This window comes from Blautia sp. HA8986 (genome assembly GCF_056504635.1).
Genome location: NZ_JBWLUQ010000003.1, coordinates 391,328 through 406,888, shown reverse-complemented (window position 1 = coordinate 406,888; position 15,561 = coordinate 391,328). Strand labels below are relative to the sequence as shown.

The 15,561-nt window shown below is 42.9% G+C and carries 17 protein-coding genes; 2 read left to right on the top strand and 15 right to left on the bottom strand.

What is annotated here, in order from left to right:
• From AC04Q4_RS16615 to AC04Q4_RS16595, 5 genes are all read right to left on the bottom strand, one after another.
• Positions 1-1,368, bottom strand: coding sequence for an MATE family efflux transporter (locus tag AC04Q4_RS16615; RefSeq protein ID WP_476389326.1), 1,368 nt, complete (start codon positions 1,366-1,368; stop codon positions 1-3).
• A gap of 170 nt (positions 1,369-1,538) precedes the next feature.
• The gene (locus AC04Q4_RS16610; RefSeq protein WP_476389325.1) at positions 1,539-2,258 is read right to left on the bottom strand and encodes a response regulator; all 720 of its coding nucleotides are present in this window, start codon (positions 2,256-2,258) and stop codon (positions 1,539-1,541) included.
• Positions 2,251-3,834, bottom strand: coding sequence for an ATP-binding protein (locus AC04Q4_RS16605; RefSeq protein WP_476389324.1), 1,584 nt, complete (start codon positions 3,832-3,834; stop codon positions 2,251-2,253). The genes AC04Q4_RS16610 and AC04Q4_RS16605 overlap by 8 nt, the downstream gene beginning before the upstream one ends.
• An 85-nt stretch (positions 3,835-3,919) precedes the next feature.
• Positions 3,920-4,567, bottom strand: a complete 648-nt coding sequence (locus AC04Q4_RS16600) for a potassium channel family protein (protein WP_118063961.1) — start codon at positions 4,565-4,567, stop codon at positions 3,920-3,922.
• Between the two features lie 19 nt (positions 4,568-4,586).
• Positions 4,587-5,924: a potassium transporter TrkG gene (locus AC04Q4_RS16595; protein WP_476389323.1), complete on the bottom strand. Its 1,338-nt coding sequence runs from the start codon at positions 5,922-5,924 to the stop codon at positions 4,587-4,589.
• Positions 5,925-6,230: 306 nt separating this feature from the next.
• Here AC04Q4_RS16595 and bioB point away from each other — a divergent pair, with 306 nt between their 5' ends.
• Both bioB and AC04Q4_RS16585 read left to right on the top strand, forming a co-directional pair.
• A complete protein-coding gene (bioB, locus tag AC04Q4_RS16590; RefSeq protein WP_476389322.1) occupies positions 6,231-7,202 on the top strand; it encodes a biotin synthase BioB in 972 nt (323 codons plus the stop codon).
• A gap of 101 nt (positions 7,203-7,303) precedes the next feature.
• A complete protein-coding gene (locus AC04Q4_RS16585) occupies positions 7,304-7,849 on the top strand; it encodes an ECF transporter S component (RefSeq protein ID WP_476389321.1) in 546 nt (181 codons plus the stop codon).
• Between the two features lie 81 nt (positions 7,850-7,930).
• Here AC04Q4_RS16585 and AC04Q4_RS16580 read toward each other — a convergent pair whose 3' ends face one another.
• The 10 genes from AC04Q4_RS16580 to AC04Q4_RS16535 all read right to left on the bottom strand — a co-directional run bounded on the left by AC04Q4_RS16580 (position 7,931) and on the right by AC04Q4_RS16535 (position 15,514).
• A complete protein-coding gene (locus tag AC04Q4_RS16580; protein WP_173753680.1) occupies positions 7,931-8,818 on the bottom strand; it encodes a putative ABC transporter permease in 888 nt (295 codons plus the stop codon).
• 122 nt (positions 8,819-8,940) lie between these two features.
• On the bottom strand, positions 8,941-10,293 hold the full coding sequence (locus AC04Q4_RS16575; protein WP_173739031.1) for an MATE family efflux transporter: 1,353 nt from the start codon (positions 10,291-10,293) through the stop codon (positions 8,941-8,943).
• Positions 10,283-10,735, bottom strand: a complete 453-nt coding sequence (locus AC04Q4_RS16570; RefSeq protein ID WP_118063950.1) for a MarR family winged helix-turn-helix transcriptional regulator — start codon at positions 10,733-10,735, stop codon at positions 10,283-10,285. The genes AC04Q4_RS16575 and AC04Q4_RS16570 overlap by 11 nt, the downstream gene beginning before the upstream one ends.
• A gap of 113 nt (positions 10,736-10,848) precedes the next feature.
• Positions 10,849-12,222: an aminotransferase class III-fold pyridoxal phosphate-dependent enzyme gene (locus tag AC04Q4_RS16565; RefSeq protein ID WP_476389320.1), complete on the bottom strand. Its 1,374-nt coding sequence runs from the start codon at positions 12,220-12,222 to the stop codon at positions 10,849-10,851.
• 258 nt (positions 12,223-12,480) lie between these two features.
• The gene (locus AC04Q4_RS16560; protein WP_476389319.1) at positions 12,481-13,689 is read right to left on the bottom strand and encodes a helix-turn-helix domain-containing protein; all 1,209 of its coding nucleotides are present in this window, start codon (positions 13,687-13,689) and stop codon (positions 12,481-12,483) included.
• 6 nt (positions 13,690-13,695) lie between these two features.
• Positions 13,696-14,004 (bottom strand): MGMT family protein, encoded by a 309-nt coding sequence (locus AC04Q4_RS16555; protein WP_178774645.1) that lies wholly within the window; start codon positions 14,002-14,004, stop codon positions 13,696-13,698.
• Between the two features lie 107 nt (positions 14,005-14,111).
• A complete protein-coding gene (locus AC04Q4_RS16550) occupies positions 14,112-14,645 on the bottom strand; it encodes a methylated-DNA--[protein]-cysteine S-methyltransferase (RefSeq protein ID WP_476389318.1) in 534 nt (177 codons plus the stop codon).
• A gap of 58 nt (positions 14,646-14,703) precedes the next feature.
• Positions 14,704-14,889: a hypothetical protein gene (locus AC04Q4_RS16545; RefSeq protein ID WP_173739037.1), complete on the bottom strand. Its 186-nt coding sequence runs from the start codon at positions 14,887-14,889 to the stop codon at positions 14,704-14,706.
• A 189-nt stretch (positions 14,890-15,078) separates the two neighbouring features.
• Positions 15,079-15,258 carry a hypothetical protein gene (locus tag AC04Q4_RS16540; RefSeq protein WP_118512798.1) on the bottom strand — a complete coding sequence of 60 codons (180 nt, stop codon included), beginning with the start codon at positions 15,256-15,258 and terminating at the stop codon, positions 15,079-15,081.
• Positions 15,236-15,514, bottom strand: coding sequence for a BrnT family toxin (locus tag AC04Q4_RS16535; RefSeq protein ID WP_476389317.1), 279 nt, complete (start codon positions 15,512-15,514; stop codon positions 15,236-15,238). The genes AC04Q4_RS16540 and AC04Q4_RS16535 overlap by 23 nt, the downstream gene beginning before the upstream one ends.
• Positions 15,515-15,561 lie beyond the last annotated feature (47 nt).

The window sequence follows — 15,561 nt, the reverse complement described above, 5'->3', positions numbered from 1 at the left end:
TTAACGCAAAGCTTCCACTTTATTTTTTCTGATCTTCTTTAAAAATACATATCCCACCAGACACGCAATCACTTCCGTGATTGGAAATGCCCACCAGATCAGTGAAACTCCAATCTGACCATTTCTGACAAACAGCGAAAAAATTCCAACCAACGGCTGGATAATAATAAGCTGTCTCAAAAGCGAAATAACCAGCGATTCCACGCCACCATCCAATGCCTGATAAATGCCCTGATAAGCAATATTGATTCCTGCAAACAGAAAGCTGACTGAGATTATCCTCATTGCTCCGATAAAATATTCTCTTGACTGTCCTGCATTAAACAGCGTTGCAAATGCCCCAGGGAAAATCTCTGTGATGGCAATTCCCAGAATCATTAATGCGATTGTGTAAATAAGCCCATATTTAATTCCATCCTGAATTCTCTTTTTGCTTCTCATTCCATAAGCAAATGCAATGATTGGAGTGATCGCGTCTCGCAGACCAAAAGCAAGAAACAGTACAAACTGCTGAACTTTATAAAATAATCCATAGGCTGTCTGTGCTGCCGGATTGAACTTCAGGATCAGATTCATCACATAAACCATAATGGACATCAAAGCCTGTGCAATGATCGCCGGAAGTCCGATGGCATAGATTTCTTTGATAACGCCGGCATCCGGCTTCATGTATTTCGCTCCATGCTCAAATTCCTTATTCAGCTTCACATGGAAAATGAACAATAAAACTGCAGATGCTACCTGACCAATCACCGTTGCGTAGGCCGCACCTTTTACTCCCATTTCGGGACAAGGTCCAATGCCATAGATCATGATCGGATCAAGGATGATATTCACAACCGCCCCGACCACCTGACCAATTGTAGAATAAAGAGAACGGCCTGTTGCCTGGAGTAACTTTTCAAATAGAGAAAAGAAAATAATACCAAAAGATATCACGCAGCATATTCTCAAATAGCTGACTCCCATCTCAAGTACCTCTGCATTTGCTGTCTGCGATGAAATATATGCTTTCACCCCAAAGATACCAAATAATAAGCAGACCACATAAATGATCACTCCCAGAAACAGACTGTTTCCTGCTACCTTTGCAGCTTTTTTGCTGTTTCCCTGTCCCAGTGTCCTTGCAAGAAGTGCATTGGTCCCTACACCGGTACCAATCCCCACTGCCACCATAAGCATCTGCACCGGAAATACCAGTGTCAGAGCATTCAGTGCCGCTTCACTGCCCACTCTCATATTTCCTACAAACGCACTGTCTACAATGTTATAGACCGCCTGCAATGCCATGGATAAGATCATTGGGATTCCCATCTGAATCATCAGCTTATTCACCGGCATATCCTTCATTCTGTTGCTTTCCGCCATTTTGTTTTAACTCCTCTCTTTTCTGCACAAAAAAAGTGCGCACCCTGTCATATAAGCTGGACTTACGCTGACAGGCTACACACTTTTTCATGGCGATATTCATTTTTGCAAAATGAAAACAAGTAGCCGGTAAACTGGATTTACACCCACCTGCTACTCGTTTGATGTAATTATATTTCCTGCTCAGGTTTCTCGATTCTGAGCATGCGATATCCGATTCCAATGTGTGTCTGGATATATTGTACACCATTTTTTTCAGGCTCCAGTTTTTTCCGCAGTGTTGCCATAAAGACCCTAAGAGAAGCAACATCGTTTTCCGAGCAGCGTCCCCATATCTGCTGAGTAATATATGTATGTGTCAATACTTTTCCAATATTACGGGATAAAAGGCAGAGCAGCTTATACTCAATGGGCGTCAGATGCAGTTCTCTATCCTTCAGGAATGTGCAGCCAGCCGTGTAATCTATCTTTAATTCTCCATTTTCAAAAACAGATGTTTCCGGCTGTTTTCCTGCCTGCGTTATGGCAAGCCGCCTTTGACTGACACGGATACGCGCAAGTAATTCTTCTACTGAAAATGGTTTTGTGATATAATCATCTGCACCCGCATCCAGTGCCTCTATTTTGTCCATATCTTCACTTCTGGCACTGATCACAATGATAGGCATATTCGACCAGGTACGGATTTTCTTTATTACCTCTACTCCCTCCATATCAGGAAGACCCAGATCCAGAAGAACGATATCCGGATTGTGTGATGAAGCCTCCAAAATGGCTGAAGCCCCATTTTCTGCAGCCAGATATTTATAGTCATGTGTTTTTAATGTGGTAACGATCAGGTTCCGTATGGGTCTGTCATCCTCAACCACCAGAATTAATGTCTTATTCATTTAATGTCACCTCGCTTAATGGTAAAGTAAAAGTAAAATTACATCCATGCGGAGCATGATCCGAAAGAACCAGGGTTCCATCGTGAGCTTCTATGATAGAGCGGCAAAGTGCCAGGCCAAGCCCCAGACTTCGTTGGCTGTCTGCAACGGTCGTTTTCCCTGTATAAAACATCTCAAAAATATGCTGCTTCATTTCATCCGGAATTCCGGGGCCGTTATCTTCCACGCTTATCTGCGCTTTCCCGGCTTTTTTAACCCCCCGAATGCTGATGACAGAGCCTGACGGCGTATATTTTATCGCATTATCGATCAAATTTACCAACACCTGTATAATAAGATGCACGTCCATACGTGTAAGAACAAGTTCTTCACAGTCCGCCACGATCTTATACTCATCATGCTTCCGGCTGATATGTCGGAGTGACTCTGCTATTACCTCATCCAAAAGCTGATCCGTAAATTTAAACTTCAATCTTCCATCATTGATCCTGGTGATTGAAAGCAGATTTTCCACAACTCCGATCAGCCACTCTGAATCATCATGAATGTCCGTGTATATCTGATACCTTGTAGCTTCATCCAGACGGTCACTGTTACTGAGAAGCATATCTGCATTTCCTGAAATGGAACAAAGCGGCGTACGCAGATCATGGGAGATCGCCCGAAGAAGATCGCCACGCAGCTGCTCATTTTTTGCTAAAACCGCATTTCTCTCTTTTTCTATGGCATTTTGTACATTCTCCATTGCAAGTGCACATTCATTTATTACAGACAGCAGGATGCTGTATTCAAAGGAGTCCAGTGTTTCTTTTTGCAGAGGGATCCCAATTACGCCATAAACATTATTTCCGCTTCGGATTGCCAGATATAAGCATTTTGCCTGCGAAAAATGCTGCGTGGATGCGCCGGCACGCTGTCTGTTTTCATAAGTCCATCTGGCCGCCTGTTGTTCTTCCTGTGTCAGAAAATCCTCTGTGCTTTCTTTTTCCCCGGAAAAAAGCTTTCCTTCTGATAAAGTTCCATTTTCCACAACATATGCCGTGATGCTGCGGTTTAACAGACGTATCAGCTGTGTACAGGTAACTCCGAGGATTTCTGTCTCACTTTTTGCCTTTTGCAGCAAACGATCCGTATCAAACAGAACCTGTGCACGAAAGGCAAGCTGTGAAGACAGCTTTGCATGCATTTTCAGCTTTGCCGCAAGGGTTCCTGTAAGTACGGACAAAATAAGCATTATGAAAAATGTCACCGGATATCCCACCGCATATGTCTCAAAAGACATCCTTGGCTCCGTCAGGAAAAAGCAAAATAAGAATACACTTAAAAAGGATCCGGCTACACTGCAAAGATAACCATCTGTCACAATCGAAGTTATCAATACGCCCAGAATGTATATCGTTACAATATTTGTATCCGTAAGATCCAGTTTCTGAAACAGCAGGCCAATCAAAGTGCATACTGCAAATATAAAAACCGTCAGCAAGTAATCTTTTGCGGACGGTTTTTCCACATACCATGCAAATGGCCGTTTCGGATAGGTTCTGTTTTTTACTGTATCCTCCATTTTCAAGCTCATTCTGTCATTCTCCTTCTGCTACTGTTTTCTGGAATTATATCACGCAGCTGTTCTGTGGTCAAAATTTTTTCTTCATGGCAATGAGCTATATGCGGAAGCACTTCTGAAGAGCTCTGTACTCTCCTAATACCAGTAATTTATCATTCTCTGCAAAATACGTTTCCGGAGAAATTGCAATACTGAATTCCTCTTCATTTTTTACTGCCAGGATATTAATATTGTAGCGTTTTCTGATGTCAAGTCCGCCCACTGTTTTTCCAACCCATTCTTCCGGCACTTCCACTTCAAAAATTGCATGGGAAGCGTCCACCTCCATATAATCCAGGATATGATCATCTGTATAACGGATGGATGCCCATTTTGCCACCTGCTTTTCCGGATAAACTACCTTATCGGCACCATTGCGTAAAAGAAATTTTTCCTGAACATCACGTTCAGCTCTGGATATCACCAATTTTGCGCCCAGTTCTTTTAGAAGGGATGTTGTTTCAAGAGAATTTTGAAAGCTGTCTCCAATGGTCACAAAACAAATGTCGTAGTTTCCAATTCCAAGGGACTGTAAAAATTCAGCATTGGTACTGTCACCAATCTGAGCATTCGTCACAAACGACAGTACTTTGTCCACTCTTTCTTCCTTCCAGTCAACTGCCATAACTTCATGTCCCAGCTGATTGAGCTGCATGGCAATATGTATTCCAAACCTTCCAAGTCCAATAATCAATACATTTTTCATAATATTATTTTTCTCCTTCTTATCCAACTGTGATTTTTTCCAGAGGAAGCTTTGCATTTCCCTTATTTCTTCCGGAAAATACCGCATAGATCAGGGTCAGACCACCTACACGTCCCAAGTACATCAGTATGATCAACACGACTTGTGAAAAAATATGAAGTTCCGGTGTAATTCCCAGAGTCAGACCTACCGTACCAACAGCTGAAGCAGCTTCGTACAGACAATCTAAAAGTGGAAGGCCTTCGTACACACTGATCGCTATTCCGCCGCCAAAGAACAAGGCAAAATATAACATGGCGATTGTCGCTGCATTTTTTATCACATGATATTCAAGTCTTCGCCCAAAAGCTCCTGCATTTTCCTGACTTCGAAATGTCGCAATTGCATTTAAAATAAGTACTGAAAAAGTTGTTGTTTTCATTCCACCTGCTGTAGATCCCGGTGAACCACCAATTAGCATTAACAATATCATAACTGCTTTTGATGCCTCACTCATCTCTGAAATGTTTATAGTATTAAATCCGGCAGTTCTTGTCGTTACCGATTGAAACGCTGCTGCTAACAGGCGTTTTCCCATGGGTAAATTTGTCAGGTCACAGATATAGAAAAAGACTGCCGGAAATAAGATCAGACATGCGGTAGTCATGAGAATGATCTTGCTTTGCATGCGGTAGCGTTTAAAGTTCAGTTTATTTGTATAAATATCATCCCATGTGAGAAAACCGATTCCTCCTGTAATGATCAACAGCATAATTACCAGATTTATAAGTATATTTCCGGAATACCCTGTCAGCGATGGAAAGATACTAGAAGCTGTCCCCAGAATGTCAAAGCCGGCATTACAAAAAGCAGAGATTGAATGAAAAATTGACATCCAGATTCCCTTTTTACCAAAATCCACCAGAAAAACCGGCAGAAGCAGCAACGCCCCCGCTGCTTCGATCAAAAATGTTCCCTTTAAAATAAACCTTGTCAGTCTGACGATCCCTCCAACTTTAGGTGCTGAAATAGCATTCTGCATGGTGCTTCTTTGCATGAGGGATATTTTCTTTCCGGAAAGAAGGGAAACAGACGCAGCCACAGTCACTACTCCAAGCCCACCTGTTTGTATGAGTGCAAGAATGATCGTCTGGCCAGCCAGGGACCAGTAGCTTCCAGTGTCCTTTACCACAAGGCCTGTAACACATACCGCCGAAGTGGCTGTAAAAAGTGCCTCATGAAATGGTGTGATCACTTTCTCCGCAGAAGAAAATGGAAGCATCAGCAGAACGGTTCCCAAAAGGATCACTCCTGCAAACCCCATGATAATCAGCTGAAAAGATGTCATATGTTTTTTCTTATATGATTTTTCCGGCATAAATGATCAGAACTCCTTATCAATACTTTTAACAGTGCTATCTTCGTAACGCATTTTATTATATATAATTGCTTTCAAAGATAGTATAAAAGTCTCTGCTTCCGTATTAAGATTTTATAAAGATATGATATTCTCTTGAGAATTATTTTAACCGAATCAAGAAAATTCCCTGCTTCGATAAGGCTAAGTAATACCTTAATACTACAGTTTTTAATTGTAAACTCATTCCGTATTTATAGTTGACAATTAATATTTCTATGTGATAAAGTGATATCCGTACAAAAAACTCAAAAGGAAGGTATTGACATGAACACTGCATCATGCGAAAAAGAAGCTCCATCGCTTTCCAGAGATGAAGCCATTGCAATTTTAGATACTCCGGACGAAGAACTTGGGGCACTGATCGACCGTGCCAGCAGTTTACGTTACAAATATAAGGGAAACCGGGTAAGCATCCACATCCTTACCAATGCCCGCAGTGGTAACTGTTCCCAGGATTGTGCCTACTGTGCCCAGTCATGTCGTTCCACTGCCGATATTGATAAATACAAATGGGTAGATGAAGACAAATTATATCAGGACAATGATTTCGTAAATGATTATCATTTATCCAGACATTGTATCGGACTGAGTGGTATGAAATTTACAGATAAAGAGATCGAGGAGCTGGCCCGCAGGATCCGCAAAATGAAAGAACACGGAACTCATCTCTGCTGCTCCATAGGCTTTCTCACAGAGCACCAGGCAAAAATGCTCAAAGAAGCCGGTCTTGACCGGATCAACCATAACCTGAACAGCAGCCGTTCCTTTTATCATAATATCTGCAGTACACATACCTTTGACCAGCGTGTCCGGAATATCCATATGCTTCAGGGACTTGGTTTCGAGATCTGCAGCGGCGGTATCATTGGCATGGGTGAAAGTAAGGAAGACGTTGTTGACATGCTTCTGGAATTACGTGAGATCCAGCCGGAAGCACTGCCGATCAACTTTCTTCTTCCGATCAAGGGAACTCCTCTCGGAAATGCAGATATTTCCCAGCTGACAACAGAATACTGTATGAAGGTCCTCTGCCTGGCAAGACTTCTTGTACCTAAAGCAGATATCCGATGTGCTGCCGGAAGAGAAGTTTATTTTAAAGGCGAAGAAAAAAAACTGCTCAGTGTTGTAGACTCTATTTTTGCTTCCGGTTATCTTACAGAAGGTGGTCAGGGAATCGAAGACACTCTCAAAACCATTACGGATGCAGGATTCACCTATGAGATTGAATCTGCGTAAGCATCCTTATGGATATATGACCTGTCATACACACTTACAGCATTTCATTGCTTACCCAAACCAGTAAATATATTACCTTTTTCAAAGGAGGCTCTTTCAATATGAACCAGACAAATACTGTCTCTGCACCACGTACAAAAACCTACGAGATCACCATGACCGCTCTTATGGCAGCTGTCACCTGTATTCTTGCGCCGCTGTCCATTCCGATCGGTCCGATTCCGATCTCATTTACCAATCTTGCCATCTATCTGTCCCTTTATCTTCTCGGATGGAAAAAAGGAACCATCAGCTATCTGATCTATCTGCTGCTTGGCCTTGTAGGTCTTCCGGTATTTTCCGGATTTACCGGCGGCCCTGCAAAGCTAGCCGGTCCTACAGGCGGATACATCATCGGCTTTATCGTTATGGCTGTTATTGCCGGACTGGTAATTGACAACTGCCATAAGCCTCTGATCCAGCTCGTTGGTATGATCGCAGGAACAATTGTATGCTATCTTTTCGGAACTGTATGGTTCTGCATCGTTGCAGATTCCACTTTTAAAGCAGCTCTTGGAATCTGTGTAATTCCGTTTATCCCGGCAGATCTCATAAAAATGATTATCGCCATGATCATCGGACCAATGATAAAAAAAAGAATCCGATAAGCTGAAACTCTGATACTCCAAAAAGAGGCAGCAGGAAATGTTGGAAATTTCCTGCCGCCTCTTTATCGCATTTTATTTTTCTTATCTGAGTTTTTTCTTCAGCTCCTGAATCAGTTCAAAATAATCTCTGTGCTTCATCTCCGGGAAAGCCTTAATGATTCTTCCCTGGCCGAATACGGTATGGTTTGTGATAGAATTTGACAGCTCATCAAACTGTGCCTGAAGCTCCGCTTTCTTCATCCGAAGCATTTCGGCAGATTTTTCTCTCTGAGCCACAGTCGCATCTCTGAGCTCTGCCTTGGCAAGAGCAACCTGAACCTTTCCCTCTCCCACCTTCTGTGCTGTATCAATGGTAGTTGTTGCCAGAGTATCACTGAGCTTATCGCTCACGATCCGCAGATCTGCACGTACCTTATCCAGTCGGGTAAGCTTCTTATTCAGTCCGCGGATCACCGCTACTGTTACAATAAGATCTGCCAGATACACCGCATACAGAATTGCCATAACAACCCATTCCAGTGTGGAAGGTGTATGAGAAGCCTGACGCTCCACATACTTCTGAAAAACCTTTACAACCATCACAATGGCAAGTCCCCATATCAGGGAAAACTCAAGACAGATATAGCCGTGAAAATTCAGTGGCTTATTGGAATAATCCCACCATCTTGCATGGAAGCATACATCCAGAAGCCATCCGGCAACCAGCTCTACCGCAGTTGCAAGAACGATCCCAAACAGAAAGATCATTCCCTCACTCATCTGATGTCCGCCGCTCTGAAGCGTATTGAGCAATGCAAACACGGAAAGTACACCAAATCCGTACACCGGGCATACCGGACCGTTGAGAAATCCCCGGTTTATAACCTTTCCTAAAGTTACTGCATGGAAGATAACTTCAACGACCCATCCTCCAAAAGAATAAAACAAAAAATACAGACATATCTGAAAATACGTCATCCCACAAATCATCCTGTACTCCTCCTTTACAGCTGTCAAGATCCCGGCTGCTATTCCAGGGTTAGTACTATCGCCTTTGCCGGGGTGATTCTGATTATATCATATTCCCCCGACATTTACATCATTTTATCCTGTTATTCTTCCGGAGCACTTCTTTTTTCTGCACGGGTAAAATACAGAAAGAATCCGATGTTCAGAATAATTCCCACTGTGGTAGATACCGGTGCTGCAAGACCGATCTTTGTCAGGCTGGCATCCGGCTGGATACTCATAAAGTACGCCATTGGAAGTCGTACCAGAAGCGTCTGGATCAGGCCCTGGACCATAACCCATATGGTCTGGTTGTTTCCGTTGAAATAGCCTATCATACTGAACAGAACAGCCGTTACCAGTGTCTCCGGAGCAAAACCCTTCAGATAATCAAAGCCCTTTTGGATAACACCTGCATCCGTTGAGAAGAATCCTGCCAGTACATCCCCCTTCAGAAGGATCAGGATAAATACCAGGCATCCCACAAACAGGCCGACTCCAATTCCCGTAAGCATGGATTTTCTCGCACGTTTCGGCTTTCCTGCTCCTACGTTCTGTGAAACAAAGGAAGCCATGGACTGCATCAGAGAGCTTGGAACCAGCATGGCAAAGTTTACGATCTTACATGCAACTCCGTAACCGGAGGATGCTTCCAGCCCCAGGCGGTTGACAAATGCACACAAGGCCAGAAATGAAATCTGTGTCAGGAATTCCTGAAGTGCCAGCGGCAGTCCGATCTTAAGAAAACGTCTGCACTGAGGATTCAGCCGGAAATCTTTTTTTGTAATGGTAAACGGAAGCTTCTTCTTTATCAGCAGAACTACTGCAAATACAACACTTAAGGCCTGAGCAGAAACCGTAGCAATAGCTGCACCTGCTGCATCCATATGTAAGCCGGCTACCAGTACCAGGTCTCCGATCACATTTACAATACATGCCACCAGCACAAACAGCAGCGGAGATTTACTGTCACCAAGGCCACGGAAAATAGCAGACAGCAGGTTATATGCAACAATAAAGAAAATTCCGCTTCCACAGATCCGTACATAAGATGCAGTCAGCGCTACCGCTTCTTCCGGTGCCTGCATCAGCACGGAGATCGGATGTGCAAAGCCTACCATAACAATAAACAACACGATCGATATCATGGTAAAGACGATCGCAGCCCCACCGATAACGGATCCGATCTGCTCCGGTCTTTTTTCTCCAAGATAACGTGCGATCAGAACTGTGATACCCATAGCAAACTGAATCACTACAAAGGTAACCAGATTCAGTACCTGACTTCCGGTGGAAACCGCTGACAGTCCGGATGTGGAACCGAATCTTCCAACTACAAGAAGATCGACCGCACCATAGGCAGCCTGCAGGATCAGCGCACCGAGTACCGGCATCATAAATGCAACCAGCTTCTTCAGAATATTTCCCTGGGTAAAATCTGCCTTATCACTTGTCATAATGTTCCCTCCTGTCACACATAATCTGATAAAATTTCCCGATGGTCCGGATCATACTGTCTGCTTCTTCTTCGGAAATCTCTGAAAGATAGGGTGCCAGACTGCTGAAATAATCCTGGTCATACTTTCTGGAAAGATTCTCTCCTTTTTCTGTTATAGAGATGTAAGTAACGCGCCCGTCATCCGGAGACATGAGCTTCTGAAGATATCCCTTTGCCTCCATTTCTTTCACTGTTCTGGTGACACCCGGACGCGGAAGGTTCATGGCATCACTGATATCAGAGAGCCGGATATCCTTTTTTTCCCGCTGCAGAGAATGGATCACATCCAGATACTGTATGTAGGATGGCATCACCCCCTGGGGCAGTGGCGGAAGCATATCCCGGATCCGCTTTGCCTGATAAAATGCATCAAACATCCGCTTGATCTTTTCATTTGTCATAAAAAAACTCCTTATATAATTATCTTTGTTAATTACTATTGATAATTATATAAGGAATTTATGGTTTGTCAAGCATGTTTTACTTTTCTGTCATAAAGTAACTTTCTATTACTCTATGCTTCCAATGCCTCTTTCAGAGAAGCTTCAAAGATCTCAAGTCCTTTCTCCATCTGCTCATCCGTCATGGTAAGTGGTGCAAGGAAACGTACCACATTGCCTGCTGTTCCGCAGTTCTCAAGAAGGAGACCTTTCTGGATCGCATTTTGGATCAGCTTGGCAGTAAGTTCTGTTGCTGGCTCTTTTGTTTCTTTGTCTTTTACAAGCTCGATACCGATCATTGCGCCAAGGCCTCGTACATCACCGATCACCGGATATTTCTCATGAAGCTCTTTGTAGCGTTTCATGACGGTCTCACCGATATGTCTTGCCTTTCCTGCATAATCATCACGTTTCATGATATCCATAACAGCCAGTGCTGCTGCACAGGATACCGGGTTTCCACAGAAGGTTCCTCCGATAGTTCCTGCAGGTGCCGCATCCATGATCTCGGCTCTTGCTGTGATCGCGGAGATCGGAAGTCCTGCGCCAAGGGATTTCGCAGTTGTGATAATATCCGGTGCTGCGCCTGCTTCTGCCCAGTACTCAGATGCATAATATTTACCTGTTCTGCAGTTACCACACTGAACCTCATCTGCGATCATCAGGATTCCGTTGTCATCGCAGATCTTGCGGACTGCTTTAACCCACTCGATCGGTGCCGGGATAAATCCACCTTCGCCCTGAAACGGCTCAACGATCATGCAGGCGATCTCACTTGCAGGTGCGCCCTCGTCAAAGATTCTCTGAAGCTCATCAATGTAATACTGAATTGCCTCTTCCTCTGTATATCCTTTTGGTGCACGGTATACATATGGATATGGTGCACGAAAGATTCCTGCCGGGAAAGGTCCCATGCCTACTGCATAGGCTTTTTTTGCTGTCAGTGCCATGGTCAGGTTTGTTCTTCCGTGGAAAGCGCCTGTGAAGCAGATCACACCGCTTCTTTTTGTGAATGCTTTTGCGATCTTGATCGCGTTCTCATCGCACTCTGCACCGGAGTTTGCGAAGTATGTTTTTTTCTTGTCACCTTTACATGGCATAATCTCGTTCAGTCTCTCTGCCAGTGTTACATAGCCATCGTGTACATATACATTGAAAATGGTATGAAAATATTTTTCCGTCTGTTTTTTTACTGCTTCAATGACTTCCGGATGGGAATATCCGATATTCAGGACTCCCACACCGCCAACCCAGTCGAGGAATTTATTTCCGTCCATATCTTCAAACATAGCTCCAGATCCCTGCTTGATACAGATCGGATATGTTTTTCCGCAAAGTGCTTTCGGGATTGCCCCATCTCTTCTTTCAAGAAGTTCTTTTGATTTCGGTCCTGGAACCTGTGCGGTTACGATCTCCGGTAATGCGGTTGCTAATTCTGTTGTTGTCATAATACTTCTCCTCCTTTATCTGGTCACGGTTTTTCTGCCTGCCGGACTCCTCTCGGAGTTCTCTTCGGAATCAAAAAAACAGACGCCGGATGTATTATCATCCGACGCCTTTGTCGTTTATCTGCTATGTTGTCTTGTTTTTTGATTTAGGTAGATTATAGCATTTTCCGGTATGAAATCAATAGGCCTTGTGTTGCATGTTTTTTGTGCACAGTGCACAATTTAAAATTCCAACTTCTCTTCTGCTGCCTCTGCCTGTTATTCCCGATTTCTATATCGGCTGATCATAAATGCCATCTTCATTTCCAGACAGGTATCCAGATTTTCAAGATCACAGCTTAGGATCTCCCTGATTTTTTTCAGCCGGTAATTAAGGGTATTACGGTGAAGAAACATCGCCTCTGCCGTCTTTTTGGCATTGCAACTGCAATTCAGATAATTCTCCAGAGTTTCGTGTAAGTTTCCATCATTCAATTCATCTGCCTGCAACAACTTTCCAATCTTTTCATCCACATAAGCATCCAAGATTCTGGAATCATCCACGTGCGAGATCAGTGTATAAATCCCCTGATCCCTGTAAAAAAATATCTGCCCTTTCAAGCCGGAAACTTCTGCCGCCCGAAGTGCCGCAGAAGCTTCATTTCTGCTATTTTTCACTTCATCCAGATATGCCCTGCTGTTTCCTACACCGATCATAAGATTGATCCTATATTCCCGCTGTGCCCGGTCCACGATCCTGACAAAAATCTCTTTTATATGGCTTTCCTCTGCATCTTTGTCCGGGATCAGCGCAAGGATGGAACCTGCCTGTGGAAGAATCAGAATATCCTGCTTTATGTATCTGGAAAATTCCGCACGGATCATACTCTTTACATTCCGCCCAGCTGCCAGAGAATCATCGTTTTCCCATCCGCTTTCTCCATTTTCCGAAGCAAAGGCAAACTCCGCCACAAAAAAACTTCCTTCCAGATCAATGTTCAGATATCTGGCCTGTGCCATCACACGCTCCCTGCTTAAATGTTCTGCATCCAGAATAGAGGAAAACAGCTGCTCTGCGGCGTTTCTGTCGTTCTCTTCCAGCACGAGTTTCCGGCAGATGATCTGTGAGAGGTCGATCAGCGGATACTTTTCCGACAGTTCAAACAATGGAAGATTTTTTTCCTCACAATACTCTATCAATTCTTCGGAAATTTGTCCTTCATTGATGCCCAATGCTGTGATTCTGTATTCATACATCTGATGGATCAATGCCATCAGTTTCTTGCTGTCATCTGTGACACTTGGATTTGTCAGAACTACAAATTCGTCTCCGTGGATGTAATTTTCGATCTTATATTCGCTTTTTACACATTGCAGACAGTCCGCAAAATAAATCCACCGGACAGACTTCTGCAAACCGTTTTCTCCTGCTTTCAGCTTCAGAACCTCTGTAAGTTCCGGGATCTGCATCATATCTTTACAATTCATAAACCTCTAGTCCTCCCACTGGTAATGTTTCATATCCACACATCCATTGGTTTTAAATTCTATGCCTTCGTCTTCCAGCAGGATTTTCTGCTCTCTCCAGCCTGGTGCAGTACGCCCTGCATGGTTCACAACTCTGTGGCAGGGATACTTCCCATAAAATTCTGCCATACCTAAGACTTTTCCTACAAGACGTGAATTTTTATCCCGGCCAATCAGACGTGCGATCTGTCCGTAGGAGGCCACTTTTCCTTCCGGTATTTCTTCTACTACGGACAGTATCTCGTAAATCAGATCCTCATCCAGTATTTTTCCCATGATCTTTCCTCCGCAATCCTGCTGGCAATTTTCATAGCATGCTTTCATAAATAAAATATCTGTCTTTTCTTGGATGTCTGCACCAGACCGTCCTCTCAGCCGTAGTTTTACAGTGCAGTTCCTTTCTTTGGAACAAATAAACGGCTCATATCTGTATGTTCCAGCTTAAGAAGTGAAATTTTTTTATCAATTCCTCCGGCGTATCCTGTCAGACTTCCATTTGTTCCTACGACCCGATGGCAGGGAATGATAATGGAAATTTCATTATGACCAACCGCACCGCCTACTGCCTGGGCCGACATATGAGAAGTATTTTTCATCACTGCCATTCTGCGCGCAATTTCTCCATATGTGATCGTCTGTCCGTAAGGGATCTGTAATAAAATCTTCCACACTTCCTGTCTGAATACTGAACCAGTGGGATGAAGTGGCGGAGTAAATTTCGGTTCTTCACCGGAGAAATATACATCCAGCCATTTTTTTGCTTCTGTGAGAATTTTCGTTTTCTGTGGAACATAATCTTCCTGAAGTGTATTTGCAAAATATTTCTGTCCTTCAAACCATAGGCCGGTAAGTCCAATTTCATCTGCGGCAAGCAAAATATCTCCGATTAGTGATTTATATTTGCATGTGTATACCATATTTTCCCCCACTTTCATTTATCTCTACAATTTTTTCTAATTAAATTTCTGTATCATCTTAAAAAAACACTTTTCGCTTATACATATAGAATTTTCTTACCTGACCTGCTTTTTCCAATATCAGCTCCTGCAGTTTTTCATCCAATTCCCGTTTTTTATCTTCGGATAACTGTACCCAGTCATCGGTAAGTCTGGCCATTTCCCGGATTACATCTTCATAGCCGTTAAGCCCCGCTACTGACATTCCACGGAAGCATAGAATGATTTCAGATCAATAGCTATATAGATATGTTCTTCTTTTTTATCCATGGACACACCTCCGGAAATTTTTTCTTTTCTTATTATATCAGAAAATGTGTTCGATTATAGATTTTTTTCTCTTTTTATGCAAAAAAACTCCTCCGGTTTTACTGCCGGAGGAGTTTTTTCCATTTTATGCGTTTTTCTTTCGATTTCGCTGTATCACACTGCTTTTAAAAGCTTTATACATTGCTGGTGACAATTCTGGTGCATCTTCATCTGGTACAATTGGTGATTTTTTTGCATTCATAACTTCCTGTATTTGCTCTTTTGTCGGCTTCTGCCCTTTATTAATAGTAAATGTTTTGATCATAATAGAGCCTCCTCTCTGATTCCGTTGCCAACCTAGCTGAGATCAATCGAATGTTTTCTTTTCTTTCGGTAAACACCACAAATAAAACTTCACCAACACATCCTATAGCAATATATCTGTCTTCTTCTGTACTGTGCTCAAAATCATACATTTCTATGTAATTCTTATCTTGAAATACATATGCTGCAGTTTCGAATGATATCTTATGTTTTTTCTGATTGATCAGATTCTTTTCCTGATCCCACTCAAATTTCAATTAATCACTCTCCTGCTTTTTTCTAAGTATATCATACATGGAATTTT

Coding starts and splice junctions, on each gene's coding strand:
- AC04Q4_RS16595 (WP_476389323.1), bottom strand. CDS start 5,924: ATGCCGGAAAAATCATATAAGAAAAAACATATGACATCTTTTCAGCTG.
- AC04Q4_RS16570 (WP_118063950.1), bottom strand. CDS start 10,735: ATGACAAATGAAAAGATCAAGCGGATGTTTGATGCATTTTATCAGGCA.
- AC04Q4_RS16600 (WP_118063961.1), bottom strand. CDS start 4,567: ATGAAAAATGTATTGATTATTGGACTTGGAAGGTTTGGAATACATATT.
- AC04Q4_RS16540 (WP_118512798.1), bottom strand. CDS start 15,258: ATGATCAAAACATTTACTATTAATAAAGGGCAGAAGCCGACAAAAGAG.
- AC04Q4_RS16560 (WP_476389319.1), bottom strand. CDS start 13,689: ATGAATTGTAAAGATATGATGCAGATCCCGGAACTTACAGAGGTTCTG.
- AC04Q4_RS16545 (WP_173739037.1), bottom strand. CDS start 14,889: ATGTCAGTAGCGGGGCTTAACGGCTATGAAGATGTAATCCGGGAAATG.
- AC04Q4_RS16555 (WP_178774645.1), bottom strand. CDS start 14,004: ATGGGAAAAATACTGGATGAGGATCTGATTTACGAGATACTGTCCGTA.
- AC04Q4_RS16585 (WP_476389321.1), top strand. CDS start 7,304: ATGAACCAGACAAATACTGTCTCTGCACCACGTACAAAAACCTACGAG.
- AC04Q4_RS16575 (WP_173739031.1), bottom strand. CDS start 10,293: ATGACAAGTGATAAGGCAGATTTTACCCAGGGAAATATTCTGAAGAAG.
- AC04Q4_RS16605 (WP_476389324.1), bottom strand. CDS start 3,834: ATGAGCTTGAAAATGGAGGATACAGTAAAAAACAGAACCTATCCGAAA.
- AC04Q4_RS16610 (WP_476389325.1), bottom strand. CDS start 2,258: ATGAATAAGACATTAATTCTGGTGGTTGAGGATGACAGACCCATACGG.
- AC04Q4_RS16580 (WP_173753680.1), bottom strand. CDS start 8,818: ATGATTTGTGGGATGACGTATTTTCAGATATGTCTGTATTTTTTGTTT.
- AC04Q4_RS16565 (WP_476389320.1), bottom strand. CDS start 12,222: ATGACAACAACAGAATTAGCAACCGCATTACCGGAGATCGTAACCGCA.
- AC04Q4_RS16615 (WP_476389326.1), bottom strand. CDS start 1,368: ATGGCGGAAAGCAACAGAATGAAGGATATGCCGGTGAATAAGCTGATG.
- bioB (WP_476389322.1), top strand. CDS start 6,231: ATGAACACTGCATCATGCGAAAAAGAAGCTCCATCGCTTTCCAGAGAT.
- AC04Q4_RS16550 (WP_476389318.1), bottom strand. CDS start 14,645: ATGGTATACACATGCAAATATAAATCACTAATCGGAGATATTTTGCTT.